21 protein-coding genes are annotated in these 25,350 nt (G+C 63.6%); 14 read left to right on the top strand and 7 right to left on the bottom strand.

Going from position 1 to position 25,350, the window contains the following annotated elements:
* Positions 1-26 precede the first annotated feature (26 nt).
* The 5 genes from FJ951_RS04785 to FJ951_RS04765 form a co-directional block, all read right to left on the bottom strand.
* Complete coding sequence (locus FJ951_RS04785) at positions 27-995, bottom strand: ABC transporter permease (protein ID WP_140500307.1); 969 nt, start codon at positions 993-995, stop codon at positions 27-29.
* Positions 992-2,545, bottom strand: a complete 1,554-nt coding sequence (locus tag FJ951_RS04780) for a sugar ABC transporter ATP-binding protein (RefSeq protein WP_140513787.1) — start codon at positions 2,543-2,545, stop codon at positions 992-994. Before FJ951_RS04780 ends, FJ951_RS04785 begins: the two co-directional genes overlap by 4 nt.
* A gap of 62 nt (positions 2,546-2,607) precedes the next feature.
* Positions 2,608-3,603, bottom strand: a complete 996-nt coding sequence (locus tag FJ951_RS04775; protein ID WP_140513786.1) for an ABC transporter substrate-binding protein — start codon at positions 3,601-3,603, stop codon at positions 2,608-2,610.
* Positions 3,604-3,937: 334 nt separating this feature from the next.
* Entirely contained in the window at positions 3,938-4,936 is a 999-nt protein-coding gene (locus FJ951_RS04770) for an aldo/keto reductase (protein WP_140513785.1), read from the bottom strand.
* A 112-nt stretch (positions 4,937-5,048) separates the two neighbouring features.
* Complete coding sequence (locus FJ951_RS04765) at positions 5,049-6,554, bottom strand: altronate dehydratase family protein (RefSeq protein WP_140513784.1); 1,506 nt, start codon at positions 6,552-6,554, stop codon at positions 5,049-5,051.
* Between the two features lie 253 nt (positions 6,555-6,807).
* On the opposite strand from FJ951_RS04765, the gene FJ951_RS04760 reads away from it, so the two are divergent.
* The 6 genes from FJ951_RS04760 (at position 6,808) to gndA (ending at position 12,661) form a co-directional block, all read left to right on the top strand.
* A complete protein-coding gene (locus FJ951_RS04760) occupies positions 6,808-7,710 on the top strand; it encodes a GntR family transcriptional regulator (RefSeq protein WP_140513783.1) in 903 nt (300 codons plus the stop codon).
* 138 nt (positions 7,711-7,848) lie between these two features.
* Positions 7,849-8,205 carry a DUF2946 family protein gene (locus FJ951_RS04755; protein WP_140513936.1) on the top strand — a complete coding sequence of 119 codons (357 nt, stop codon included), beginning with the start codon at positions 7,849-7,851 and terminating at the stop codon, positions 8,203-8,205.
* 102 nt (positions 8,206-8,307) lie between these two features.
* On the top strand, positions 8,308-8,850 hold the full coding sequence (locus FJ951_RS04750; protein WP_140513782.1) for a copper chaperone PCu(A)C: 543 nt from the start codon (positions 8,308-8,310) through the stop codon (positions 8,848-8,850).
* A 38-nt stretch (positions 8,851-8,888) separates the two neighbouring features.
* Complete coding sequence (locus tag FJ951_RS04745) at positions 8,889-9,407, top strand: YcnI family protein (protein WP_140513781.1); 519 nt, start codon at positions 8,889-8,891, stop codon at positions 9,405-9,407.
* A 52-nt stretch (positions 9,408-9,459) separates the two neighbouring features.
* Positions 9,460-11,097: a copper resistance CopC/CopD family protein gene (locus FJ951_RS04740; RefSeq protein ID WP_140513780.1), complete on the top strand. Its 1,638-nt coding sequence runs from the start codon at positions 9,460-9,462 to the stop codon at positions 11,095-11,097.
* Positions 11,098-11,212: 115 nt separating this feature from the next.
* Positions 11,213-12,661 (top strand): NADP-dependent phosphogluconate dehydrogenase, encoded by a 1,449-nt coding sequence (gene gndA / locus FJ951_RS04735; RefSeq protein WP_281405587.1) that lies wholly within the window; start codon positions 11,213-11,215, stop codon positions 12,659-12,661.
* A gap of 103 nt (positions 12,662-12,764) precedes the next feature.
* On the opposite strand, the gene FJ951_RS04730 is transcribed toward gndA, so the two are convergent.
* Positions 12,765-13,808 carry a LacI family transcriptional regulator gene (locus FJ951_RS04730; RefSeq protein ID WP_140513778.1) on the bottom strand — a complete coding sequence of 348 codons (1,044 nt, stop codon included), beginning with the start codon at positions 13,806-13,808 and terminating at the stop codon, positions 12,765-12,767.
* Between the two features lie 403 nt (positions 13,809-14,211).
* Between FJ951_RS04730 and FJ951_RS04725 the strand changes: the two genes are divergently transcribed.
* The 8 genes from FJ951_RS04725 (at position 14,212) to FJ951_RS04690 (ending at position 22,179) form a co-directional block, all read left to right on the top strand.
* Positions 14,212-15,450 (top strand): ABC transporter substrate-binding protein, encoded by a 1,239-nt coding sequence (locus FJ951_RS04725; RefSeq protein ID WP_140513777.1) that lies wholly within the window; start codon positions 14,212-14,214, stop codon positions 15,448-15,450.
* A gap of 99 nt (positions 15,451-15,549) precedes the next feature.
* Positions 15,550-16,443 carry a sugar ABC transporter permease gene (locus FJ951_RS04720; RefSeq protein WP_140500283.1) on the top strand — a complete coding sequence of 298 codons (894 nt, stop codon included), beginning with the start codon at positions 15,550-15,552 and terminating at the stop codon, positions 16,441-16,443.
* The gene (locus FJ951_RS04715) at positions 16,436-17,371 is read left to right on the top strand and encodes a carbohydrate ABC transporter permease (protein ID WP_140513776.1); all 936 of its coding nucleotides are present in this window, start codon (positions 16,436-16,438) and stop codon (positions 17,369-17,371) included. Before FJ951_RS04720 ends, FJ951_RS04715 begins: the two co-directional genes overlap by 8 nt.
* Positions 17,371-18,471 (top strand): sn-glycerol-3-phosphate ABC transporter ATP-binding protein UgpC, encoded by a 1,101-nt coding sequence (gene ugpC, locus FJ951_RS04710; RefSeq protein WP_181168588.1) that lies wholly within the window; start codon positions 17,371-17,373, stop codon positions 18,469-18,471. The genes FJ951_RS04715 and ugpC overlap by 1 nt, the downstream gene beginning before the upstream one ends.
* Before the next feature lie 39 nt (positions 18,472-18,510).
* Positions 18,511-19,257: a sugar phosphate isomerase/epimerase gene (locus FJ951_RS04705; RefSeq protein ID WP_140513775.1), complete on the top strand. Its 747-nt coding sequence runs from the start codon at positions 18,511-18,513 to the stop codon at positions 19,255-19,257.
* A gap of 11 nt (positions 19,258-19,268) precedes the next feature.
* Positions 19,269-20,411 carry a Gfo/Idh/MocA family oxidoreductase gene (locus tag FJ951_RS04700; RefSeq protein ID WP_140500277.1) on the top strand — a complete coding sequence of 381 codons (1,143 nt, stop codon included), beginning with the start codon at positions 19,269-19,271 and terminating at the stop codon, positions 20,409-20,411.
* A gap of 133 nt (positions 20,412-20,544) precedes the next feature.
* The gene (gene mgrA, locus FJ951_RS04695; protein ID WP_140513774.1) at positions 20,545-21,591 is read left to right on the top strand and encodes an L-glyceraldehyde 3-phosphate reductase; all 1,047 of its coding nucleotides are present in this window, start codon (positions 20,545-20,547) and stop codon (positions 21,589-21,591) included.
* A gap of 183 nt (positions 21,592-21,774) precedes the next feature.
* The gene (locus FJ951_RS04690; protein WP_140500273.1) at positions 21,775-22,179 is read left to right on the top strand and encodes a Fur family transcriptional regulator; all 405 of its coding nucleotides are present in this window, start codon (positions 21,775-21,777) and stop codon (positions 22,177-22,179) included.
* Between the two features lie 39 nt (positions 22,180-22,218).
* On the opposite strand, the gene polA is transcribed toward FJ951_RS04690, so the two are convergent.
* Entirely contained in the window at positions 22,219-25,170 is a 2,952-nt protein-coding gene (gene polA / locus FJ951_RS04685; RefSeq protein ID WP_181172202.1) for a DNA polymerase I, read from the bottom strand.
* Between the last annotated feature and the right edge of the window lie 180 nt (positions 25,171-25,350).

Below are 25,350 nucleotides of genomic sequence, written 5' to 3'. Positions count from 1 at the left end.
TTTTTCGACCCGGCCGGCGATCGATTTTACTTGCCACCTCGGCGGCGCAGGCCGTCGAAGTAGACGATGACGATGATCAACATGCCGGTGATGACGCGCTGCCAGAACGTGTTGACGTTGAGCAGGTTGGCGCCGTTGTTGATGGTGGAGAGGATGAACGAGCCGATCAGCGGCCCGTGCACCGAACCGATGGCGCCGAACAGCGACGTGCCGCCGATCACCGACGAGGCGATGGCTTGCAGCTCGTAGGTGTCGCCCTGCGTCGGATTGCCGATGCCGATGCGGGACGCGAGCAGCACGCCGACGAAAGCCGCGCACAGGCCGGACAGCACATAGGCCATGTAGATCGTGCGCGGCACGTTGACGCCGGAGAGGCGTGCGGCTTCCGCGTTCGAGCCGACGGAGAAGAGATAGCGCCCCCATCGCGTGTGGTGCAGGAAGACGTAGGAGGGCAGGGCAACCACGATTACCATCCAGAACAGATAGGGGATCCCCAGCAGCGAGCCGCGCGAAAACGCCTGGAACGCGTCGCTGTTGATCGATATCGAATTGCCATTGGTCATCAGGAGACCGATGCCGCGCAGCGAGGTCATGGTCGCCAGCGTGATGATGAAGGGCGGCAGGCCCATCCTGACGATGCCGAAACCGTGGAACAGGCCGATGGCGACCCCCACCAGCAGTGTCGCCAGAACCGCGATCCAGACCGGCCAGCCGGCATTGATCAGCAGCGCGACGATGACGGTGGCGAAGCCGACGATGGCGCCGACGGAAAGGTCGATGCCGCCGGTGATGATGACGAAGGTCTGGCCGACGGCCAGGATGGCGATCAGGGAACCCTGGCGCAGCAGGTTGGTGATGTTGAGCGCCGAGGCGAAGGACGGCGTCGCGACCGCCAGGATGACCCACATCAGAAGCAGCAGGCCAAGCAGCGTCAGCCCGAACAGGGCATTGTAGTTGCGCTTCGGCTTTTCGGCAGGGATCGCCTCGGTGCTCATGTCTGTCCTCCCGTCTTTTCTTGTTTCTCGGCCAGGGCCTGGCTCAGAATGTCCTCGTGATCGGCGGTGCGGAAACCATGCGTGGCCACCAGCTTGCCGCGCCGGAACACATGCAGCGTGTCAGCCAGTTCGTACACCTCGGGCAGATAGGACGAGATCAGGATGATGCCCGCGCCCTTGGACAACAGCACACTGAACAGCCGGTAGATCTCGGCCTTGGTGCCGACATCGACGCCCACCGTCGGCTCGTCGAAGATGAACAGTTTGGCGCCGTGCGCCAGCCACTTGCCGATGACGATCTTCTGCTGGTTGCCGCCGGACAGGCTGGAGGCCAGCGCGCCGCGCGTCGGCGTCTTGATCCTGAGGTCGGCGATCTGCCGGTCCGCCTCGGCCTTCTCCTGCGCAGACGAGATCAGCAGATTTTTCGATATGCGCTTGTAGATCGGCAAATTGAGGTTCAATGCGACCGACAGGTTGAGGCACAGGCCCTGGTCGCGGCGGCTTTCCGGTGCCAGCGCCATGCCGAGCTTGATGGCGTCGTGCTCGGAGTTGACCTGCACCTCCTTGCCTTCCCACAACACTTGGCCGGCCGATTTGCGGTGGCGGCCGTAGAGGGTGGTGACGAATTCGCTGCGGCCGGCTCCGATCAGGCCGTAGAGCCCGACGATCTCGCCCGCGCGCACCGACAGAGAGACATTCTCGAAACCCTTGCCGGACAGGTTCCGCGCCTCGGCGATGACGGCGCCCGGCGTGAAATGCTCCTTGTGATAGATCTGCTCGATCGAGCGGTTGATCATCAGCTTGACCAGCTCCGGCTCATTGGTCTCGGCGATGTTGCGGGTGCCGACCAGCGTGCCGTCACGCAGCACCGAGACGCGGTCGGCGAGCTCGAACACCTCCTCCATGCGATGGCTGATGTAGATGATGGTGACGCCTTCACCCTTCAGGCGGCGGATCAGCGTGAACAGCTGGTCGGCCTCCTTGCGGGTGAGGTACGCGGTGGGCTCGTCGAAAATCAGGAATTTGGTGCCGCGCACGGTCGCGCGGGCGGCGGCGATCAGCTGCTGCTGGCCGATGGTGAGATCGCCGAGCACGACATGCGCCGGCAGGTCGAAGCCGAGACCGTCGATGATCTTCTGCGCTTCCCTGACCATGGCTCGTTGCTGGAGGATGCCGAAGCGCGAGTTCTCCTCGCCGAGGAACATGTTGGCGGCGACGGTCAGGTGGCGGCAGAGCACGACTTCCTGGTGCACGGCGTTGATGCCGAGCGCCATGGCTTCGTGCGGCGTCGCCAGGGCAGCCGGCTTGCCTTCCCACACAACCTCTCCGGAGGTGCGCGGGATGACGCCGGTCAGAAGTTTGATCAGGGTCGACTTGCCGGCACCGTTCTCGCCGACGATGGCGTGGATCTCTCCCGCCTTGAAGGCCAGGGTCACAGGCTTCAGCGCATGCGTGCCGGGATAGCGCTTTTCCAGACCCTGCAGCTCGAGGATGGTCCTACCGGGCTCCAGCACGGGGGCCGGATGCAGTTCCTGCGCGGTCGGCGTCATGGCAATCCTCCCTGTTGTTTCCGGGGCGCAGAGGCCCCGGAAACAGTTGCGCGTGCCGATGCTCAGTTGAGCTTCGGGTTGAGCAGCGCGTCGATCTTGGGATCCTTCATGTTGGCCTTGGTGACCAGGTTGGCGCCGGTGTCGACATTGGTCTCGACCTTTTCGCCCTTGGAGGCGGCAAGTGCGGTCTTGATGCCGTCATAGCCCATCCGGTAGGGATCCTGGACGACGAGGGCGGAAATGACGCCGTCGTTGAGGAACTTGATCAGCTTCTCGTCGCTGTCGAAGCCGACCAGCGCCAGCTTGCCGCCGAGGCTGTTTTCGGCGACAGCCTGCCCGACGCCCTGCGCCATGATCAGGTTGGAAGCGAAAATTCCCTTGAGGTTCGGATTGGCCGTGATCAGGTCGGTGGCGATATTGAGGCCGGTGGTGGCCTGGCCGTCGGCATATTTGTCGGCGACCAGCTTCAGGCCTGGATACTTCGCCTTGAGCTGTTCGATGAAGCCCTGCTTGCGCTGTTCGAGCGAGCCGGCGCCAGGCGTGTTGGTGATCAGGGCAACGTCGCCCTCGATCTTGCCGCCATTGGCTTCGCCGATGGCCGCTGCGAGCCCGTCAGCGGCGACGCGGCCGCCCTGGACGTTGTCGGTGGTCAGGAAGGAGGTGAAGGCCTTGGAGTCGGCGCCGGAATCGATGCCGATAACCTTGACCTTGGCGGCGGCTTCGTCGATCGGCTTGCCGAGCGCCTTGAACTCGGTCGGCGAGATGACGATCGCCGCCGGATTGCTGGCGACGGCGTTTTCGAGGATCGAGATCTGGCCGTTGACGTCAGTTTCTGCCTGGGCGCCGAGCTCCGGCACGTTGACGCCAAGATCCTTGCCGGCCTTGCGGGCCCCGGCCAGAACGATCTGCCAGTAGAAGGACGTGGTGTCCTTGACGATGATCGGAATGGTCACGTCCGCCGCCGAAACCGGCGCCGAGTGCATGACGCCGGCAAGCATCGACGCGGCCGCCAGCGCCATGACTGCGCGGCGATTAAGAATGCTGGTCACGAATTTCATGGAATTCCTCCCTAAGTCGCCCGGTGAACGATACGGAAGCTCGGTTCGGATAGGCGCGGCCAAACAGAACTTTATCAATAAAAAACAGTTACACTATTTTGATAGTGCATCGATCCGGTCGATGCAAGCGGTGTTTGTGCCATCCTCTGGGCCTGGCGGTCATGATCGCACTGGCGCCTTGCTCTTCCCCGCTGCCAACGCTTCCGTTTCGCGTGGCTAACGTATGGAATATTAATTCCATAAATTAGTCAACATGGAATGCCCGTTCCTTCTTCGGTTCGTGGGATCGTGAAGCCCCGCGATCGCACGCCTTCGCCCGGGCGGACGGGGCACTTCATGCCAATTCCTGCACTACGGTGTAGGGGCGGTACCTGGCGTAGTCCGCCTGAGGCACGTCGACATCAAGCAGTTCGAGATTGCGGGTCAGGTTCGCCAGCTTGGCGGTGCCGGTCAGCACGGTGGCGACCGAGGATTCCTGGAGGGGGAACTGGAACGCGGCGGCAGCGAGCGGGTAACCACCTTCGGCGGCGATCCGCTCCATCGCGCCGACGCGGTCGAGCACGTCACCGCTGGCGGGCTTGTAGTCGAAATGGGCGCCCTGCACCGGTCCGGTCGCCAATATGCCGGAGTTGAACACACCGCCGATGACCAGCGAAGTCTGTCGGGCGCGGCAGAGCGGCAAAAGTTCGGCTTCGGCGCTGCGATCGAGCAAGGAATAGCGGCTGGCGAGCAGGATACAATCGAGCGGCGCGCGACGCATCACGTCGAGACATATCCGGACTTCGTTGACGCCGAGCCCGTAGGCGGAAATGACGCCGGAGTCTTTCAGTTCTTCGAGCGCCTTGAGCCCACCGTCCATCAACTGGCGAAAGTGCATTTTGGTCTTCTCGACGCCGTGCGTGTACACGCCGATGTCGTGCACAAACAGGATGTCTATCCTGTTTAGACCAAGCCGCGCATAGCTGAAGTCGACCGAGCGCATGATGCCGTCATAGGAATAGTCGTAGTCGACCGCGAAGGGCAGCGGATCGACATAGGAGTGATCGGGAACCTGATCCTCCGGAACGGGCCGGAACAGGCGCCCGACCTTGGTCGACAGCACATAGGAATCGCGCGGCTTATAGCGCAGGAAGTCGCCGAAACGCCGCTCCGACAGGCCGAAACCATAGAAGGGCGCGGTGTCGAAATAGCGCAGGCCCGCCTCCCACGCGCCTTGCAACGTTTCCATCGCCGCCTCGCGCGAACAGGCGCGGTAGAGCCCGCCGATCGCGGCACCGCCGAAGCTTACTTCGGTGACCTCGAGCGCCGTCTGGCCGATGCGGCGTTTTTCCATGCACAACCTCCCCGTTGCCCGCCATTATCCGGCGCGGCAGATTCCAAGACCTCAAGCCGCAGCATTCCAGGAAAGTTCGTGGCCACTTTCCGGACTGCGCGACTTCAAAGAGCTAGAGCGTCGCGCCGAGATGCCAGGGCACGAACTCGTTGTCGCCGTAGCCGAAATCCTCGCTCTTGGTCTTGCGGCCGGAGGCCGTCTCGACGATCAGTTCGAAGATCTCGCGGCCCATGCCGGCGATGGTCTTCTCGCCGGAGGCGATGACGCCGCAATTGACGTCCATGTCCTCTTCCATCTGATGATACATGGTCGAGTTGGTGGCGACCTTGATCGACGGCGTCGGCCGGCAGCCGAAGCAGGAGCCGCGGCCGGTGGTGAAGACGATGATGTTGGCGCCGCCCGCCACCTGGCCGGTGGCGGACACCGGGTCGTAGCCGGGCGTGTCCATGAACACCAGCCCGCTGCCGGTGACCTTTTCGGCATAGCCGAAGACGCCGTTGAGCGGCGTCTGGCCGCCCTTGGCGACCGCGCCCAACGACTTCTCCAGGATGGTGGTGAGGCCGCCGCGCTTGTTGCCGGGCGAGGGGTTGTTGTCGATCGAGGCGCCGTGCTTGGCGACGTGGTCTTCCCACCACTTGACGTAGCCATCGAGCTTCTTGGCGATCTCGGGCGTCGCGGCGCGATAGGCGAGCAGATGTTCGGCGCCGTAGATTTCCGTCGTCTCGGAGAGAATACCGATGCCGCCGACGCCGGCGAGGATATCGACCGCGGCACCTAGAGCAGGATTGGCCGTGATGCCCGACATGCCGTCGGAGCCGCCGCATTGCAGGCCGACGACGATTTCGCTTACCGGGATGGGTTCGCGCTTGAGTTCGCCGACTTCCTCGGCGATCTCGGCCAGTACGCCCATGGCCTTTTCGACCGATTTGCGCGACCCGCCGGCGTCCTGGATGTTGAAATGGCGTTTACCGGCGGCCGCACCCTTCTGGCCGTACAGCGTGAGCTGGTTGACCTCGCAGCCGAGCCCGACCATCAGCACGCCGCCGAAATTGGGGTGGCGGGCATAGCCGGCCAATGTGCGGTGCAGCACCATCATCCCGTCGCCGGTGGCGCTCATGCCGCAGCCCTGGCCGTGGACGATCGGGACGAAGCCGTCGATGCCGGGATATTTTGGCAGCAGCGTGCGGTTGGCCGCGTCGGCGATGGCGTGGCAGACGGTCGCCGAACAGTTGACGCTTGCGATGATGCCGATGAAGTTGCGCGTGCCGGCGCGGCCGTCGGCGCGGCGATAACCCATGAAGGTGCGGGCGCGGTCAGCCTCGGTCGCATGTTCGGCCTCGCTTGGCGGCACCACCGGCAGGCGGCCGGCCTCAAACACCAGATTGTGCGAATGGACATGTTCGCCGGGCGCGATGTCCTGCGTGGCGCGGCCGATTGCCTGGGCATATTTGACCACGGCGGACCCGGCGGGAATCGGCTTGATCGCCACCTTGTGGCCGGGCTCGATGATAGCGGCGGCAAGCGCTCCGCCGGGCAGCGCGGTGCCGGTCTCGATGCGGCCATTGGCGACCGCGACATTGTCGGCTGGGGACAGAAGAATTGAGTTGGAGGCGTTCACGGGCGTTTCCTGGGGTGATCCTGGGAGGCGCGGATTGACACGCGCTTGTTAAGAGTTAATGTCTTTTATCGTGAAAAAACAGTTTTACGTCAATTGTTTTTTCCGGCAGTTCCTGTGCGCCTGGATGAGTAGCGGCGCTGCAACCGGTAAGCGAGCCCCTCGGCAAAGCGATTCCGCTTTCGAGGGCGATAGGAACGTCATATTTGCGCTTCAAGCCGGCCGCCGCAAGCGCCGGCCAGCGATGGGTCAGGGCATGTCGAAGAGCAACAACGTTTACAAGGATGCCTATAACAGGTGCCTCAGGCTGCTCGACGAGACGCGCAGCCTGCCTTCGGAACCGGAACTGGGTACGCTGCTCGGCGTCAGCCGCACCACGGTGCGCAGCATCCTTGGGCGCATGGAAGAAACCGGACTGATCGCCTGGAACAAGCGCGCCAAGACGGTGCTGCGTGAAACGCGCCCCGATGATTTCTTTCCCGAGGAAGAGACCGACACGCTGGCCGAGATCATCGAGCGGTCGTTCATGCGCAGGCTGCTCGCCGGCGGCGCCGAGGCCGGCATGCAGATCAACGAGCTCGAACTGGCGCGCGAGATCGGCGTCGGCACCACCAGCGTGCGCGAGTTCCTGATCCGCTTCTCCCGCTTCGGCCTGATCGAGAAGCGCCGTAACAGCCATTGGGTGCTGAAGGGTTTCACCCGCGCCTTCGCGCTGGAGTTGACGGAAATCCGCGAGATGTTCGAGCTGCGCTCGGCATCGGCGTTCACCGCACTGCCGCAGGACAGCGCGGTGTGGGTCGATCTCGACAATCTCGAAGAGGAACACCGCGGCCTGGCCCGTGACATCGCCACGCGTTTCAACGAGTTCTCGGAGCTCGACGAGCGCTTCCATCGGCTGATCCACCGCGCCTCGCACAACCGCTTCATCGTCGATTTCTATGATGTCATCGCCATGATCTTCCACTACCACTACCAGTGGAACAAGGCGCAGGAGCGCGAGCGCAACGAAATCGCGATCGGCGAGCATCTGGCCTATATCGCGGCGCTCAAATCACGCGACCTGGGCAAGGTCGATGCCGCCTGCCGCAAACATTTGAAGTCGGCGCGCCAGACGCTGCTGACCTCGATTCCCGAGAGCCGGCACCCACAGAGGCCCTGATCGCGCCGCGTTGCCGCAGCACCGATTTGCCGATTTTCCGTCTCTTGCTGCCGTGGTAGACATCTTCCGGTGATCGCTTGAAGATGCAGATGGTTTGAACAGGCAAGTCATTTGACCAAAAAGGGGAGACGGTGGAGCATTCCGGTCGCGCTTGTCGCGGCCTACCTGCTGCTGCTTCAGTCGACGCTGAGCGCATTCGCCTTCGCCACCGGACCGGCCGCCTCGCAAATCGACGCCTTCGGCAACGTCATCTGCACCCACGAGGGCACTGCCCAGCTTCCCGATGGCGGCCCGCATCCGTCGCATCTGCCGGCATGCTGCATGCTGGGCTGCAGCATGGTTTCAGCGGCCTTTGCGCCGCCAGCCGATGCCGGGCTTGCGCTGGCCTCGCTTTCGTTCGAAGCCGTCGTTTTCATCTTTCCGGCGGCCACGCATCTCGATTTCGCGCGCCAGCGCTCGCCGTCGAACCCGCGCGCGCCGCCGCTGTCGGCCTGAGCCTGCTCTACGCTCGGCGGAACCTTCCGCCGGTGCTTTCATCCAAAGAACGGATCTTTCGCGACCGGCCATCGGCGCGATTCCCTATTCATGGAGCAAACCATGTCCCAAGCTTTTCATCTCGCGGCGCCTCCTTCGGGCGGCCGCACCAAATTCCTGCGCCGTTTCAATGAACGTGTCGGCCTTGCCGTGCTGGCGTTTGTCCTCTTGTTCTTCGGTGCCCAGGCCGTCTGCGCGCATGAATTCAAGGCCGGCGATCTCGAAATCGAGCATCCCTGGTCGCGCGCGACACCTATAGGCGCCAAGGTGGCCGGCGGCTATTTCACCATCACCAACAAGGGCAATGCACCCGACCGGCTGCTGTCGATTTCCTCCGACGTCTCCGAAAAAGCAGAGCTGCATGAAATGGGCGTCAAGGACGGCGTCATGACCATGCGGCCGGTGACGGGCGGCCTGGAAATCCCGGCCGGCGGCAAGGTGGCGCTAGCACCCGGCGGCTATCACCTGATGTTCATCGGCCTGAAGCGGCAACCCAAGCAGGGCGAAGAATTCGCGGCCACGCTGACCTTCGAAAAGGCTGGCGCCGTCAACGTCGAGTTCGCTGTCGAAGGCATGGGCGGTGGCATGGACGACCACGCTAATTGACCGCGCCATCCACAACTATTGAATTCAGAGGGACCATCATGAACAAGTATCTTTTGTTGGCCGGCGCGCTTCTGGCGCTGGGGACCAATGCCGCCTTCGCGCATGTCACGCTCGAAACACAGGAAGCGGCGGTCGGTTCGACCTACAAGGCCATCCTGCGGGTGCCGCATGGCTGTGACGGCAAGGCGACGACCGCCGTGCGCGTGCAGATCCCGGAAGGGGTGATCGCGGTGAAGCCGATGCCGAAGCCCGGCTGGACGCTGCAGACCAAGAAGGGCAAGTACGAGAAATCCTACCAGCTCTACGGCCAGGCGGTGGCCGACGGCGTCAAGGAGGTCGATTGGAGCGGCGGCAATCTGCCAGACGAATTCTACGACGAGTTCGTCTTCCGTGCGATGCTGACGGCAGACCTCCCGGCGGGTCAGAAACTCTATTTCCCGGTGGTGCAGGAGTGCGATGGCGCCGCCGACCGCTGGATCGAAATCCCGGCGGCCGGGCAGGACGAAGACGCCCTGGAGAACCCCGCGCCCGGCATCAAGCTCACGCCGAAAAAGTGAACTCTCGCGGCGCGCTCCATGTCAGGAGCGCGCTGCATTTCATGGCAATGACATGACGGTGATATTCCCTTCCAGGACGGTTCGCGCGGCCGGCAAGCTCATCGGCCGGGTTTCTGCTGGGCTGCTGGTCGTGGCCGTGCTGCTGATTGCCATGGCGGCGACAAATCAGGCTTTCGCCCACGCCGCGCTGATCAAGACCGATCCGGCCGACGGCGCCGTGCTGTCGCAGGCCCCCGCGCAATTCGCGCTGACTTTCAGCGAACCGGTCTCGCCGCTGGTGCTGACGCTGGTGAAGCCCGACGGCACGCCCGTTCCGCTGACGTCCTTCCGCCTCAGCGACCAGACCGTCGTCATCGACGATCCGCAGGCACTTGGATCGGGCACGCATGTGCTGAGCTGGCGGGTCATCTCCGCCGACGGTCATCCGGTCGGCGGCTCTCTGCTGTTTTCCATCGGCGCGGCGAGCCAGCCGCCGACTGTTTCCGAAGCCGTCGACTGGCAATTGCGCTCGGCGATCTGGATCGGCAAGGTCTGCCTCTATATCGGCCTGTTCCTCGGCGTCGGCGGCGCCTTCGCCCTCGCTTGGCTGGCGCGGGGTAGCCGTGCCGGACAGCGCTTCGTTGCCGCCGCAATCCTGTGTGGGCTGGTCGCGGCACCCATGTCGCTTGGCTTTCAAGGGCTGGATGCGCTCGGCGCGCCGCTCTCGCATATGGCGCAGCCGGCCATCTGGACCGCCGGTCTCGGCACCAGCTTCGGCTGGACGGTGTTGATCGCGTTGATCGCGCTCGGGCTCGGCCTTTTGTCGCTGGCCGGACCGCGCGCGGCCGCCAGGCCCCTCGCGCTCGCCGGCCTGGCCGGAACGGGCCTCGCGCTCGCCGCCAGCGGCCACGCAAGTGCCGCCGAGCCACAATGGCTGACGCGGCCGATGGTGTTCCTGCACGGCGCCGGCATTGCCTTCTGGGCCGGTGCGCTGGCGCCGCTCGGACTCGCGCTGAAACGGCAGGATGCCGAAGCCGTCACTTTCCTTCGCCGGTTCTCCGCCGCTATCATGCCGGTGGTGGCCTTGCTCGCCGCCGCCGGCGTGGTGCTGGCTGTTATCCAGGTGCAAACACCCGCAGCGCTGGTCAACACCGCCTATGGCCGGCTGCTGCTGGTCAAGCTTGCGCTGCTGGTCTTCCTGTTCACGCTCGCCGCCGTCAACCGCTGGAGATTGACGGCAATGGCCGAGGCGGGGGCGACGGAAGTGCGGCGCAGGCTCACCCGTTCGATCGGCGTCGAAATACTGATCGTGCTCGCCATCTTCGGTGTTGCCGCCGGCTGGCGCTTCACGCCGCCGCCACGGGCGCTGGCGATTGCCGCGGCGCAGCCGGTGTCGGTTCATATCCACGCGCTGAAGGCGATGGCCGACCTCAGCATCACGCCCGGCCATGCCGGGCCGGTCGCCGCCTCGATGATCATCATGACCGGTGATTTCGGGCCGCTCGACGCCAAGGAGGTGATGCTGGTGCTGTCGAAGCCGGACTCCGGCATCGAGCCGCTGAAGCGGGCGGCGACAAAGTCCGATGACGGCAGCTGGCGTGTCGACGATCTCGTCATCCCGGTTCCTGGCCGGTGGATGGCGCGCATCGACATACTGGTCTCCGACTTCGAGATGGTGAAGATCGAGGCGCCTGTGGACATCAGGCCGTGATGGCTGTCCAACACAATTCGGCGAGGCGGTTGACGCGAGCCTGAAGGCCCGTCAATCATCCCTGGCAGGATGCATCTTGGCGAAACCCCGGCAATCGCGGGCTCGAACAAACAAGATCCGAAAGCAGGGAAGAAACATGGAACAAGCCGAAATCGGCCTGATCGGCCTTGGCACGATGGGCTCCAACCTGGCGCTCAACATCGCCGAGCACGGGCACCGCATCGCTGTGTTCAATCGCACCAAGGCGCGCACCGATGCCTTTGTCGAGAATGCCGGCGCGCTCAGGGATATGGTTGTCCCCTGCTACAGCCTGGAAGAACTTGCCGCCGCGATCCGGCCGCCGCGTCCGATCATCATCATGGTGCTGGCCGGCAAGCCGGTCGATGAACAGATCGCCGCATTGCGCGGCGTGCTGTCCCATGACGACATCGTCATCGATGCCGGCAACGCCAATTTCCGCGACACGATGCGGCGCTTTTCCGAGCTGGCGGGCTCCGGCCTCACCTTCATCGGCATGGGCGTGTCCGGCGGCGAGGAGGGTGCGCGCCACGGGCCGTCGATCATGGTCGGCGGCACCGAAGAGTCCTGGAAACGCGTCGAGAAGGTGCTGACGGCAATCTCCGCCAAGTTCAAGGACGAGCCATGCGCGGCCTGGCTCGGCACCGACGGCGCCGGCCATTTCGTCAAGACCATTCACAACGGCATCGAATATGCCGACATGCAGATGATCGGCGAGATCTACGGCATCCTGCGCGACGGCCTGGGCATGGGGCCGAAGGAGATCGGCGCCGTATTCGCCGGCTGGAACAAGGGCCGGCTCAACTCCTACCTGATCGAGATCACCGCCAAGGTGCTGGCGTCAGATGATCCCAAGACCGGCAAGCCGGTGGTCGACATCATCCTCGACCGCGCCGGCCAGAAGGGTACCGGCAAATGGTCCGTTATCGAGGCACAGCAACTCGGCATTCCGGCGACCGCCATCGAGGCGGCGGTGGCGGCACGCGTCCTGTCATCGATCAAGGACGAGCGGCTTGCGGCGGAAAAAGCCTATGGCAACATCGGCGTCACCAGGATTTCGGGCGACAAGGCAGACCTGCTCAAGGATCTGGAACTGGCGCTGTTCGCCGGCAAGATATCAGCCTACGCGCAAGGCTTCGCCGTGATGAGCGGCGCTTCGAAGGCGTTCAACTGGAACCTGCCGATGCCGACCATCGCCAAGATCTGGCGTGCCGGCTGCATCATCCGATCGCAGATGCTCGACACCATGGCCGAAGCCTTCGGCCGCGGCGGCGCTTCGACCAATCTCCTGATGGCGCCGGCCTTCATCACCATGATGCAGGAGGCGCATCCGTCACTGCGGCGCGTCGTGGCCAGGGCTTCCGAAGCCGGATCGCCGGTGCCGGCGCTGTCTTCGGCCCTTGCCTATTTCGACAGCTATCGCCAGGGCCGCGGGACCTCGAACCTGATCCAGGCACAGCGTGATTTCTTCGGTGCGCATGGCTTCGAGCGTATCGATGACAAGGGCGCCTTCCATGGACCCTGGGGGAGCGGCGCCGCCGGCTAGCGGTTCAGCGTTTCGCGGAACGGCGTACCGCTCTATCTCTTTGTTTTTTTGGGCAATGCCTTAGGAAAGCTACGCGGGAATTGCTCTGGCGGCGGGGCTTCAATCAGCCGCGATAGGCCACAACTTCGCCCGGCGCGCTGAGTGACTGCAGCGAGCCGGGCGCCGCGCCGCCGATCCAGCCGAGCACGGCGCGGGCTAGCTCGGAGCCGGCCAGCCGGAAGTTCTCGTTGACGATCAGCAGTTCCCGGCGGAACAGATGCAGCAGTTCCGACGACTGCTTCGACACCACGTCGATGTCGCGGCCGAGTTTCAACCCGGCGTCCTCGATGCCGGCAACAATGGCAAGCGTGGCGGCCGCGGCGCTGCTGACGATGCCGTCCGGCCTGATGTCGCGCCGCATCAGCTGCGCGGTCCTCATCCTGATCTGCTCGATCGAGTGGTCGATCGAAACGGTGTTGAACGGCACCTCCGAGGCGCCGACTTCGCTCAGCGCGTCGGCAAAGCCGTTCACGGTGTGGCCGTGATAGGTCAGGCCGACCGGCGGCGTCACCAGAGCCAGCCGACGCCGGCCCAGGCCGGCCAGATGGCGCACCGCCTCGGCCGCGAAGGCGTAATTGTCGAAATCATGATAGGGGTGCACGAGCCCCATATCGGTGCGGCCGTGCGTTGCAAAGGGTATGCCGCGCTCCAGCATGTAGCGGGCCCTTGGATCGTTGGGCTGGGTGCGCGAAATGATGACGCCATCGGCGGAGCCGGTCTCCACCAGATAACGCACCGGATCCAGCGGATCCTGCGAGCGCGAGTAGGGCGTGACGATCAGATGGTAGGGCGTATCGGCGATGACTTCGGTGACGCCGTAGATGATGTCTGAGACAAAGCTCATGATCTCGTGCTCGGTGTTGAGCACGAGGCTGATGACGTTGGTCTTGCCGGTTCGCAGGCGCACGCCGGCGCGGTTCGGCCGGTAACCGATCTGCTTGGCCACGAGTTGGACGCGGCGCTTGGTCTCGGCGCCGATCTCCGGCGCGTCCTTCAGCGCCCGCGACACGGTGGTGACGCCGAGCCCGGTCATGAAGGCAAGCGTCTTCAGCGTCGGCCGCTCCCTGGCCGACGTCTCGTCATCGCTGTCCGTGCGCCGTCTGTCCATTCGTCCCGCCCCGTCAGGCGCTTAGCAGCCGCCGGCCAGGCCGGCAATCGCCGCCGTCGCTCCCATGGCGCGTCTCCTTAGCTGAACAAGCCTATACTGAAACGTTACAGATTGTCACGACCGGTGTTCGACCAGGCTGTGGCCGAGGTCGAAAGTCCGCATGGGCTCGCCGCCGAAAAGCGTTGGGAATCAGCAGGAAAGGCATTGGGAGCAAGCTTCTTGCGAGCTTTCTGTCTTGCCATGTGGGATTTTGCGTATTGCGCTGCACAACGGGCTCCATCCCGAAAGGATTTTGTTCGCGGCTCGAAAAATATCGAACTGACTTTCAAGGGAAGGGTTGCGCATATCTTGCAATTGCCGTATCGAAAATCTGTAACGTTTCAGATTCTGGGAGGAAACCGAAATGCGATACAAATTCCTGACCGCCGCGCTTGCGGCGACGGTGGCGTTGAATTTTGCCGGGCCGGCGGCCGCAACCGATCTGGAAGTCACCCATTGGTGGACATCCGGCGGCGAGGCCGCGGCGGTCGCCGAACTCGCCAAGGCCTTCGACGCAACCGGCAACCACTGGGTCGACGGCGCCATCGCCGGGTCCGGCGGCACGGCGCGGCCGATCATGATCAGCCGCATCACCGGCGGCGACCCGATGGGCGCCACCCAGTTCAATCACGGCCGGCAGGCGGAAGAGCTGGTGCAGGCAGGCCTGATGCGCGACCTCACCGATGTCGCCACCAAGGGCAAGTGGACCGAGGTCGTGCGGCCGAAGAGCCTGCTCGACGGTTGTACCATCGACGGCAAGATCTATTGCGTGCCGGTCAATATTCACTCCTGGCAGTGGCTGTGGCTGTCGAACGCGGCCTTCGAGAAGGCGGGCGTGCCGGTGCCGAAGAACTGGAACGAATATGTCGCCGCCGCCCCGGCGCTGGAAAAGGCCGGCATCGTCCCGCTCGCGGTCGGCGGGCAGGCCTGGCAGGCATCGGGCGCATTCGACGTGCTGCTCGCCGCAGTGGGCGGCACGGACACCTTCCTCAAGGTCTACAAGGACAAGGATGCGACGTTCGCCGCCGGTCCCGAAGTCGCCAAGGTCTTCAAGGCGGCCGACGATGCGCGCAAGATGGCCAAGAACACCAATGTGCAGGACTGGAACCAGGCGACCAACATGGTCATCACCGGCAAGGCCGGCGGCCAGATCATGGGCGACTGGGCGCAGGGCGAATTCCAGGTCGCCGGCAAGACCGCCGGCAAGGACTATACCTGCCTTCCCGGGCTTGGCCTGAACGAGGTCATCGCCACCGGCGGCGACGCCTTCTACTTCCCGCTGCTCAAGGACGCCGACAAGTCCAAGGCGCAGGAAGTGTTGGCCGAGACCTTGCTCGATCCCAAGACCCAGGTCGCCTTCAATCTCAAGAAAGGCTCGCTGCCGGTGCGCGGCGACGTCGACCTCAACGCTGCCAATGATTGCATGAAGAAGGGGCTCGACATCCTGGCCAAGGGCGCTGTCATGCCCTGGACGGACCAACTGCTCTCGCAGGACAGCCAGAAGCAGAAGGAGGACCTGTTCTCGGAGTTCTTCGCCAAGCCCGACATGACGCTTGAAGAGGCGCAGAAGCGCTTCGCCGACATCATCGCCTCGGCCGATTGACCGCCGACGAGCCGTCTCGCTCCCGACCCGGCCACCGCAGGGCCGGGAGCGAGACGTGCTGACCTTGCCGCCCTTACCCGATCCAGCATGGCTGCACCGATGAGCAAGAGCGAACGCCCGAGCCAACTCTTCCGCAATCTCAACGCGAAGGTCGCCTCGATCCCGATGATCCTCACCGCGCTGGTGGTGTTTGTCGGCGGCACGGCCTGGACGGTGCTTTATTCCTTCACGAATTCGAAGCTTCTGCCGCGGCTGCATTTCGTCGGGCTCGACCAGTACTACCGGCTGTGGGCGACGCCGCGCTGGCTCGTCTCGATCGAGAATCTCTTGATCTACGGCGTGCTGTCGCTCGTCTTCTCGCTGGTAATCGGCTTCCTGCTCGCCGCCCTGCTCGACCAGAAGATCCGTTTCGAGGACACGTTCCGCACCATCTTTCTCTATCCCTTCGCGCTTTCCTTCATCGTCACCGGCCTCGTCTGGCAATGGCTGCTCAATCCCGATTTCGGCATTCAGGGAGTGGTTCGCGACCTCGGCTGGACAAGCTTCAATTTCGATCCGCTCTACAATTCGAGCATCGTCATCTACGGCATATTGATCGCCGCGCTGTGGCAAGGCACCGGGCTGATCATGTGCCTGATGCTGGCCGGCCTGCGCGGCATCGACGAGGACATCTGGAAGGCCGCGCGGGTGGACGGCATCCCCACCTGGAAGACCTATCTCTTCATCATCATCCCGATGATGCGGCCGGTCTTCATAACCACGCTGGTCATCATCGCGTCGGGCATCGTCAAGGTCTACGACCTCGTCGTCGCGCAGACCAGCGGCGGTCCCGGCATTTCCTCTGAAGTGCCAGCCAAATATGTCTACGACTACATGTTCTTCGCCCAGAACCTCGGCCAGGGTTTTGCCGCCTCGACCATGATGCTCCTGTCGGTAATGATCGTCATCGTGCCGTGGGCCTATCTCGAATTCGGAGGCCGCAAGCGTGTCTGATCATGCCGTCTCCCTGGCCGCATCCCAAGCCGCCATCCGCGCCGATGCCTCGGGACCGAGCGGACCGAAGCCGCGGCACATGTTGTCGCGCCGCAACATCTTCCTGTACGGCACGCTCATCGTGGTGGCGCTCTACTACCTGCTGCCGCTCTACGTGATGGTTGTCACCTCGCTCAAGGGCATGCCGGAAATTCGTCTCGGCAACATCTTCTCGCCGCCGGTCGAGATCACGTTCGAGCCGTGGGTCAAGGCATGGTCGCAGGCCTGCACCGGTCTCAACTGCGACGGTCTCTCTCGCGGTTTCTGGAACTCGGTGCGCATCACCGTCCCCTCGGTGATCCTGTCGATCGCAATCGCCTCGGTGAACGGCTACGCGCTCGCCAACTGGCGCTTCAAGGGCGCCGACACGTTCTTCGTCATCCTGATCGTCGGGGCTTTCATCCCCTATCAGGTGATGATCTATCCGATCGTCATCATCCTGCGCGAGATCGGCCTCTATGGCAGCCTGAGCGGCTTGGTGATCGTGCATTCCATTTTCGGCATGCCAATCCTGACGCTCTTGTTCCGCAACTATTTCACCTCCATGCCGGAGGAACTGTTCAGGGCTGCGCGCGTCGATGGCGCCGGCTTCTGGGGCATTTATCTGCGCATCATGTTGCCGATGTCGCTGCCGATCTTCGTCGTCGCCGTCATCCTGCAGGTGACCGGCATCTGGAACGACTTCCTGTTCGGCGTCGTCTATACGCGCCCCGACACCTATCCGATGACGGTGCAGCTCAACAACATCGTCAACTCGGTGCAGGGGGTGAAGGAATACAATGTCAACATGGCCGCCACCATCCTGACCGGGCTGGTGCCGCTGGTCGTCTACTTCATTTCCGGCAAATTGTTCGTGCGCGGCATTGCCGCCGGCGCGGTGAAAGGGTGATGTCGATGGCGGCAAACGGCACCAGCGTTTCGATCCAGGACCTGTCGCTGAACTTCGGCTTGGTCTCGGTGCTGCAGACGCTCAACCTCGACGTCGCCGAGGGCGAGTTCATAGTGCTGCTCGGACCCTCGGGTTGCGGCAAGTCGACCTTGCTCAACTGCATCGCCGGACTGCTCGACATTTCGGACGGCCGGATCTTTATCAAGGGCAAGAACGTCACCTGGGAAGAGCCCAAGGACCGCGGCATCGGCATGGTGTTCCAGTCCTACGCACTCTATCCGCAGATGACGGTGGAGAAGAACTTGTCCTTCGGGCTGCGCGTCGCGGGCGTGCCCAAGGACGAGATCGCGAAGCGCATAGCGCGCGCCGCCGAGATCCTGCAGATCGAGCCGTTGTTGCAGCGCAAGCCCGCGGCGCTCTCCGGCGGCCAGCGTCAACGCGTGGCGATCGGGCGCGCGCTGGTGCGCGACGTCGACGTGTTCCTATTCGACGAGCCACTGTCGAACCTGGACGCCAAGCTGCGCTCCGAACTGCGCGTCGAGATCAAGCTTTTGCACCGCAAATTGCAGAATACCATGATCTACGTCACGCATGACCAGATCGAGGCGATGACGCTGGCCGACCGTATCGCGGTCATGCGCGGCGGCATCATCCAACAACTCGACGCGCCGCAGACCATCTATAACAAACCGGTCAACCGCTTCGTCGCCGGCTTCCTCGGTTCGCCGGCGATGAACTTCATTGACGGCAGGCTCGAGAAAGACGCTGGCAACTGGTTTTTCGTGGCCGACAATCTCAAGGTTCCACTCGGCACCTATCATTTCGACAAGCAACCGGAAGCCGGCCCTGCCGTGTTCGGCATCAGGCCCGAGCATGTCAGCCTGAACAGCGGCACGGGCTGGCCATTCTCGACGGCGGCCAATGTCGAGGTGGTCGAACCGATGGGGTCCGACACGCTGGTGTGGCTGAAGCTTGCAAAGCAGAATTTCAGCGTCCGGGTCACCTCGGAACGGACCCCCAAAAACGATGAAGCGGTGACGGTGGGCTTCGACCCGATGCGCGCCTCGCTCTTCGATGCCCAAACCGGCAGCCGCATCTAAAGCCCGATAACCATCCCCCAAGCAGAACGGACAAAGACGATGAACTGGTCATTCCAACTTTACAGCGCACGCAATTTTCAGCCCTGGGAAGGCGTGCTCGAGATGCTCGGCAAGCTCGGCTACACAGAGGTCGAAGGCTTCGGCGGCGTCTATGACGATCCCAAGGCCTTCCGGGCCGAACTCGATAAAAACGGCCTTGCCATGCCGACCGGGCATTTTTCGATCGACGCACTGGAGAAGGATTTCGACGGCGTGCGCAGGATAGCTGAAGCGCTCGGCATCAAGCTTTTGATCTGCCCCTACCTCATGCCTGAGTCCAGGCCTTCGGACGCTGCCGGCTGGCGCGGCTTCGGCGAGCGCCTGGCCAAGGTCGGCGAGACGGCGAAGAAGGCCGGCTACGGCTTTGCCTGGCACAATCATGATTTCGAGTTCAAGAAGCTCGCCGACGGCTCGCTGCCACAGGCTCACATCCTGGCTTCCGCGCCCGACATCGGCTGGGAGATGGATGTCGCCTGGGTGGTGCGCGGCGGCGCCGATCCGCTGCCCTGGATCGAACAGCACGGCAAGCGCATCGTTGCCGTCCACGTCAAGGACATGGCAAGGCCGGGCGAGGGGCTGGACGAGGACGGCTGGTCGGATGTCGGCCACGGCACGATCGACTGGGCCGGCCTGATCGAAGCGCTGCGGGCCAAGAGCGCGGCCAAATACTTCGTCATGGAACAGGACAATCCCAATGACATCGAGCGCTTCGCCCGCCGTTCGATCGCAACCGTAAAGGCCTATTAGGAACAAGCATCATGGCAAACAAACTTGGCGTCGGCGTCATCGGCTGCGGCAACATCTCGAAGGCATATTTCTCGCTGGCGCCGCTGTTTCGCGGCATCAAGATGCGGGCTTGCGCCGATATCAACATGGACGCCGCGAAAGCGCGGGCGAAGGAGTTCAAGCTGCGCGCCGAGACGGTCGAGGACCTGCTCAAGGCCGACGACATCGACATCATCGTCAACCTGACCATTCCGGCCGTGCACTACGAAGTGTCGAAACAGGTGCTCGACGCGGGCAAGCATGTCTATTCGGAAAAGCCCTTCGTGCTTTCGGTCAAGGAGGGGCTCGACTTGAAGAAGCGGGCGGAGAAGAAGGGACTTCGCATCGGCTCGGCACCCGACACCTTCTTCGGCGGCGCGCATCAGTTGGTGCGCAACCTGATCGATACCGGCAAGCTCGGCAGGATCACCAGCGGCACTTGCCATGTCATGGGGCACGGCATGGAGCACTGGCACCCCAATCCGGACTTCTTCTTCCAGCCGGGCGCCGGCCCCGTGCTCGACATCGGGCCGTATTACATCACCAATCTGATCCAGCTGATCGGACCGGTGAAGCAGGTGGCGGCCTTCGCCACAACCCCGGCCAAGGAACGCACGATCAGTTCGAAGCCGCGCGCGGGCGAAAGGATCCCGGTCAACACGCCGACCACCATCCACGGCCTGCTGGAGTTCGAGAACGGAGCCGTGATCACGCTCAACACCAGCTGGGACGTCTGGAGCCACGGCCATGCGCCGATGGAGCTCTATGGCGAGATGGGGAGCGTGTTCGTGCCGGATCCGAACTTCTTCGGCGGCGACGTGCGCTTCACCGAAGCGGCCAAGCCGGTCAAGAAGCTGCCGAAATGGCAGCATCCGTTCGGCGTACCCAACGAGATGCATTCGCAGGGCATGATGGCCAATTATCGCACCGCCGGCCTCGCCGACATGGCGATTGCGATCTCCGAGGGCAGGCCGCACCGCTGCTCGATGGAGCTGGCGCTGCACGCCGTCGACGTCATGACGGGAATCCTGCGCTCGGGCGAAACCGGCAAGTTCGTCGCCATGCAGACCACCTGCGAACGTCCAGCCGCGCTCGGCATCAAGGAAGCCAAGGCGCTGATGGCGAAGAAGAGCTAGATCGCGGATTATCGATAATTTTGATGAGCCCTCTCCCCGTTTTCGCGGGGAGAGGGTAAGGGTTGGGGCGCAGGGCCTGCGCGTCGCGTTCGCGATGACAGTGCCCAGTCCATCCAGCTTCGAGGATTTCCCCATGCCCTATGTCGCCGCCGAAAACCGCTACGAAAAAATGGTCTATAACCGCTGCGGGCGGTCCGGCCTGAAACTGCCGGCGATCTCGCTGGGGCTGTGGCACAATTTCGGCAACGACACGCCGCACAGGACCAAGCAGGCGATCGTGCGCAAGGCCTTCGACTTCGGCATCACGCATTTCGACCTCGCCAACAATTACGGGCCGCCGCCCGGCTCGGCCGAGATTGCTTTCGGCGAGATATTGCGCACCGACTTTGCCGCCTACCGCGACGAACTCATCATCTCGACCAAGGCCGGCTACGAGATGTGGGCGGGGCCCTACGGCCAATGGGGCGGACGCAAATATTTGCTGGCCAGCCTCGACCAGAGCCTGAAGCGGATGGGGCTCGACTATGTCGACATCTTCTATTCGCACCGCTTCGATCCGGATACGCCGCTGGAGGAAACGATGGGCGCGCTCGACCATGCGGTGCGCGCGGGCAAGGCACTCTATGTCGGCATCTCATCCTACAATTCGCAGCGCACGCGCGAGGCGGCCGATATACTGAAGCGGCTCGGCACGCCTTGCGTAATCCATCAGCCGAGTTATTCGATGCTGAACCGCTGGGTCGAGGACGATGGCCTGCTCGATACGCTCGATGGGCTGGGCGTCGGCTCCATCGTGTTCTCGCCGCTGGCACAGGGCATGCTGACCGACAAATATCTCGGCGGCATCCCCGAGGGCAGCCGTGCCTCCCAGGGCAAGTCGCTGCGGCCGGCCTTCATCAACGACAAGACCATCGCCAACATACAGGCATTGAACGCGATCGCGGGCCGCCGTGGCCAGACGTTGGCGCAGATGGCGCTGGCGTGGGTGCTGCGCAAGGGCAAGGTGACATCGGCGCTGATCGGCGCCAGCCGGCCGGAGCAGGTGGAGGACTGTGTCGGCGCGCTGGAGGCGCCCGACTTCAGCGACGCCGAGCTTGCCGAGATCGACAATTATGCGCGCGAGTCCGACATCAATCTGTGGGCAGCCTCGGCCGAGCGCAACGGCCCGCCGAGGAAGTAGGCATCGGAGCCGGCAAACGACAACGGTGGGAGCCCTCCCGCCGTTGTCGTTCGCGGAATGCCGCGCCAGCGCGTTTCAACAGAGGAGTAGCAAAGACAGCGGTTCGTCGCTATCTGAATGGGACGGGCCGTTTGCATATGGAAACGGCCTGTATGTGACACAAGGCAGGTCGGAAACAGGATCATGGCGGCAAGGGATGTGCTGACGAAGAACCAGCTGTGCGTGCTCGAGAAACTCGAGGCCGCCAGCGGGCCGCTCAGCGCTTACACCTTGCTTGACCAGCTGCGCGAGCGGGGTTTCCGCGCGCCGCTGCAGGTCTACCGCGCGCTCGACACGCTGGTGAAGTCCGGCTTCGTGCATCGGCTGGAAAGCCTCAATTCCTTCGTCGCCTGCGTCGAACCGCACGATCACAGCCATTCCATGACCGCTTTCGCCATCTGCGACACATGTGGCCAGGTGAGCGAAATGTCCGACCATGATGTCGGCCACCGGCTGGACGAATGGGTGCGCTCCACCGGCTTTGCCGCCAAGAAGGCGGTGATCGAGTTCCGCGGGACATGTGCCAAGTGCCGGGCGCAAGCTGCCTAGTCTAAGGTGTATCGATATTCAGGTGATGCCGGCCTGGCGCTAGTGCGCCTCGTCCCAATTGTTCGCCGCTCGAGCGTCCACATGCAGCGGCACCGACATCGACACCGCCGGCATGGCCGCGTTCTCCATGACATGGCGCACGACGGGGATCGTCGCCTCCACTTCCGCCTCGATCGTCTCGAAGATCAGCTCGTCATGCACCTGCAAGAGCATGCGGGCCGAAAGCCTGGCCTTCTCCAGCGCCTCGTCCATGCGCACCATGGCGCGGCGGATGATGTCGGCGGCGGTGCCTTGCAGGCGCGCGTTGATCGAGGCGCGCTCGTTGAAGGCGCGGATCGAGGGATTGGAAGACCGGATCTCGGGGTAGTGGATGCGGCGGCCGAAGATGGTTTCGACGAAACCGTGCTCGCGGGCATAGGCCTTGGTCTCTTCGATATAGTCGCGGATGCCGGGGAAGCGCTCGAAATATTTTTTGATGTAGTTGCTGGCCTCCTCGCGCGGGATCGACAGCTGGTTGGCAAGGCCGAAAGCCGAGATGCCGTAGATGATGCCGAAATTGATCGCCTTGGCGCGGCGGCGCACTTCCGAAGGCATGCCCTCCACGGGCACGTTGAACATTTCCGAGGCCGTGATGGCGTGGATGTCGGCGCCGTCGGCGAAGGCCTGCCGCAATTGCGGGATCTCGGCGACATGGGCGAGCACGCGCAATTCGATCTGGCTGTAGTCGGCCGAAACCAGGCGGTTGCCCTTGTCGGCGATGAAGGCCGTTCTGATCCTGCGCCCCTCGGCGGTGCGCACCGGGATATTCTGCAGGTTCGGGTCGGAGGATGACAGCCGCCCCGTCGTCGTCGCGGCGAGCGCGTAAGAGGTGTGGACGCGCTTGGTGTCCGGGTTGACGAAGCCGGGCAGCGCATCGGTGTAGGTCGATTTCAGCTTGGTCAGCTGGCGCCAGTCGACGATCTTGCGCGGCAGTTCGTGGCCTTCGGCGGCGAGGTCTTCCAGAAGCTGCGCCGAGGTCGACCATTGGCCGGTCTTGGTCTTGGAGCCGCCGGGCAGACCCATGCGGCCGAACAGGATGTCGCCGAGCTGCTTGGGCGAGCCGATGTTGATGCGCTCGCCGACGAGCTGGTAGATTTCTTCCTCGAGCCGGGCTGCGCCCTGCGCCAGTTCGCCCGACAGCCGCGACAGGATCTGCCGGTCGACCGAGATGCCGCGCTGTTCCATGCGCGCCAGCACCGGCACCAGCGGCCGTTCCAGCCGTTCATAGACCGACACCAGGCCCTTGGCGGCGAGCCGCGGCTTCAGCACCAGCCAGAGCCTGAGCGTCACATCGGCGTCCTCGGCCGCGTGGGCGGTCGCCTTGTCGACGTCGACCTGGTCGAAGCCGACGGAATTTTTCCCGGAGCCGGTCACGTCCTTGAGCTGAAGCGGACTATGGCCCAGCCATTTCTCGGCAAGCGCGTCCATGCCGTGGCCATGCGAGGTGCCGGCATCGAGCACGTAGGAGATCAGCATGGTATCGTCGAAGGGGCCTACGTCGATACCGTAGCGGCTCATGATGACGAGATCGTATTTCAGGTTCTGCGCGATCTTGAGGACAGACTTGTCCTCGAGCAGCGGTTTCAGCACGGCCAGCGCCTCGCGCAGCGGGATCTGGTTGTCGATCGGACCACCGCCGAGCAGGTCGCCATTTCCGCTCCTGTGGGCGAACGGCACATAGGCGGCGCGACCTGGCGCCGTCGCCAGCGACAAGCCGATCAGTTCGGCCTGCATCGGATCGGGCGACGTCGCGCGGGCATCGAAGGCGACGATGCCGGTCTCCAGCGCCTCGGCGACCCAGGCCTTCAGGCTGGCGACATCGCGGATGCATTGATAGGCCGAAATGTCGATCTTGCGGGCGGTGGCGGCCTCCAGGCGAAGCGCCGACAGAAGCGAAGGGGTGTTGCCCTCCTTCGTGCCGCCGCCTGCTTCCAGGGCCGTCTCGCCGTCCTGCTTCGCCTCGGCGCTGGGCGCGACCGGCGCGCCGGCGTCGACATCGGGTCCATGCGCGAAATCAGCGCGTTCGACCGTCACCGCGACCGCCTGCACGTCGCTTGCCTCGGTTCCCGTCGTTTCCGCCACGCGGCGGGTCAGCGAAGAGAATTCCATGGTCTTGAGGAAGCCGATCAGCTTCGGCCCGTCCGGCGCGTGCAGGACGAACTCGTCCAGCCCCTCGGCCACCGGCACATCGTTCTTCAACGTCACCAGCTGGCGCGAGATGCGCGCCTTGTCGGCATTGGCGATGATGGATTCGCGTCGTTTCTCCTGCTTGATCTCGCCGGCGCGCTCAAGCAGTCCGTCGAGGTCGCCGAACTGTTCGAGCAGTTGCGCCGCGGTCTTCGGCCCGATACCCGGCACGCCGGGAACATTGTCGATGGAATCGCCGGTCAATGCCTGCAGGTCGATCATCTTCTCCGGCGGCACGCCCCATTTCTCGATGACCTCGGGAATGCCGATCTGGCGATCCTTCATCGGATCGTACATGCTCACCGTCGGGCCGACCAACTGCATCAGGTCCTTGTCGGAGGAGATAATGGTGGTGTCGCCGCCGGCCTCGCAGGCCAGCCGGCAATAGGTCGCGATGAGGTCGTCGGCCTCGAACCCTTCCATCTCGAGACAGGGCAGGTTGAACGCCCTGGTCGCCTGGCGGATGAGGCCGAATTGCGGGATCAGGTCTTCCGGCGGCGCCGAACGGTTGGCCTTGTATTCGGGATAGAGATCGTTGCGGAAGGTTTTCGACGAATAGTCGAAAATGACGGCGAAATGCGTCGGCACGATGCCGACATCGGTGTTGCGGGCATCCTGCATCAGCTTCCACAACATGTTGCAGAAGCCGGACACGGCGCCGACCGGCAGGCCGTCGGACTTGCGGGTCAGCGGCGGCAGCGCATGATAGGCACGGAAGATGTAGCCGGAGCCGTCGACAAGAAAGAGATGATCGCCTTTTTTCATGCCGGCAGGGATAGCGCGGCGCGGCGGCTTGGTCCATGCCAAAGGCACCGCTTCCAGCAACACCCTGACAGGCAGGCGACGGGTTGGTTGGAAAGAGCTGAAATCGGCATTATTTTCGCCCGCGGGAGGGCTTGGTCCCGCCTGTCGAACGGCAGCTCACGGCCATGTTACAAAAGTGTA

The sequence above is a fragment of the Mesorhizobium sp. B2-2-3 genome (genome assembly GCF_006442405.1).
Taxonomy (GTDB): Bacteria; Pseudomonadota; Alphaproteobacteria; order Rhizobiales; family Rhizobiaceae; genus Mesorhizobium.
This window is presented reverse-complemented; position numbering and strand designations above follow the sequence as displayed.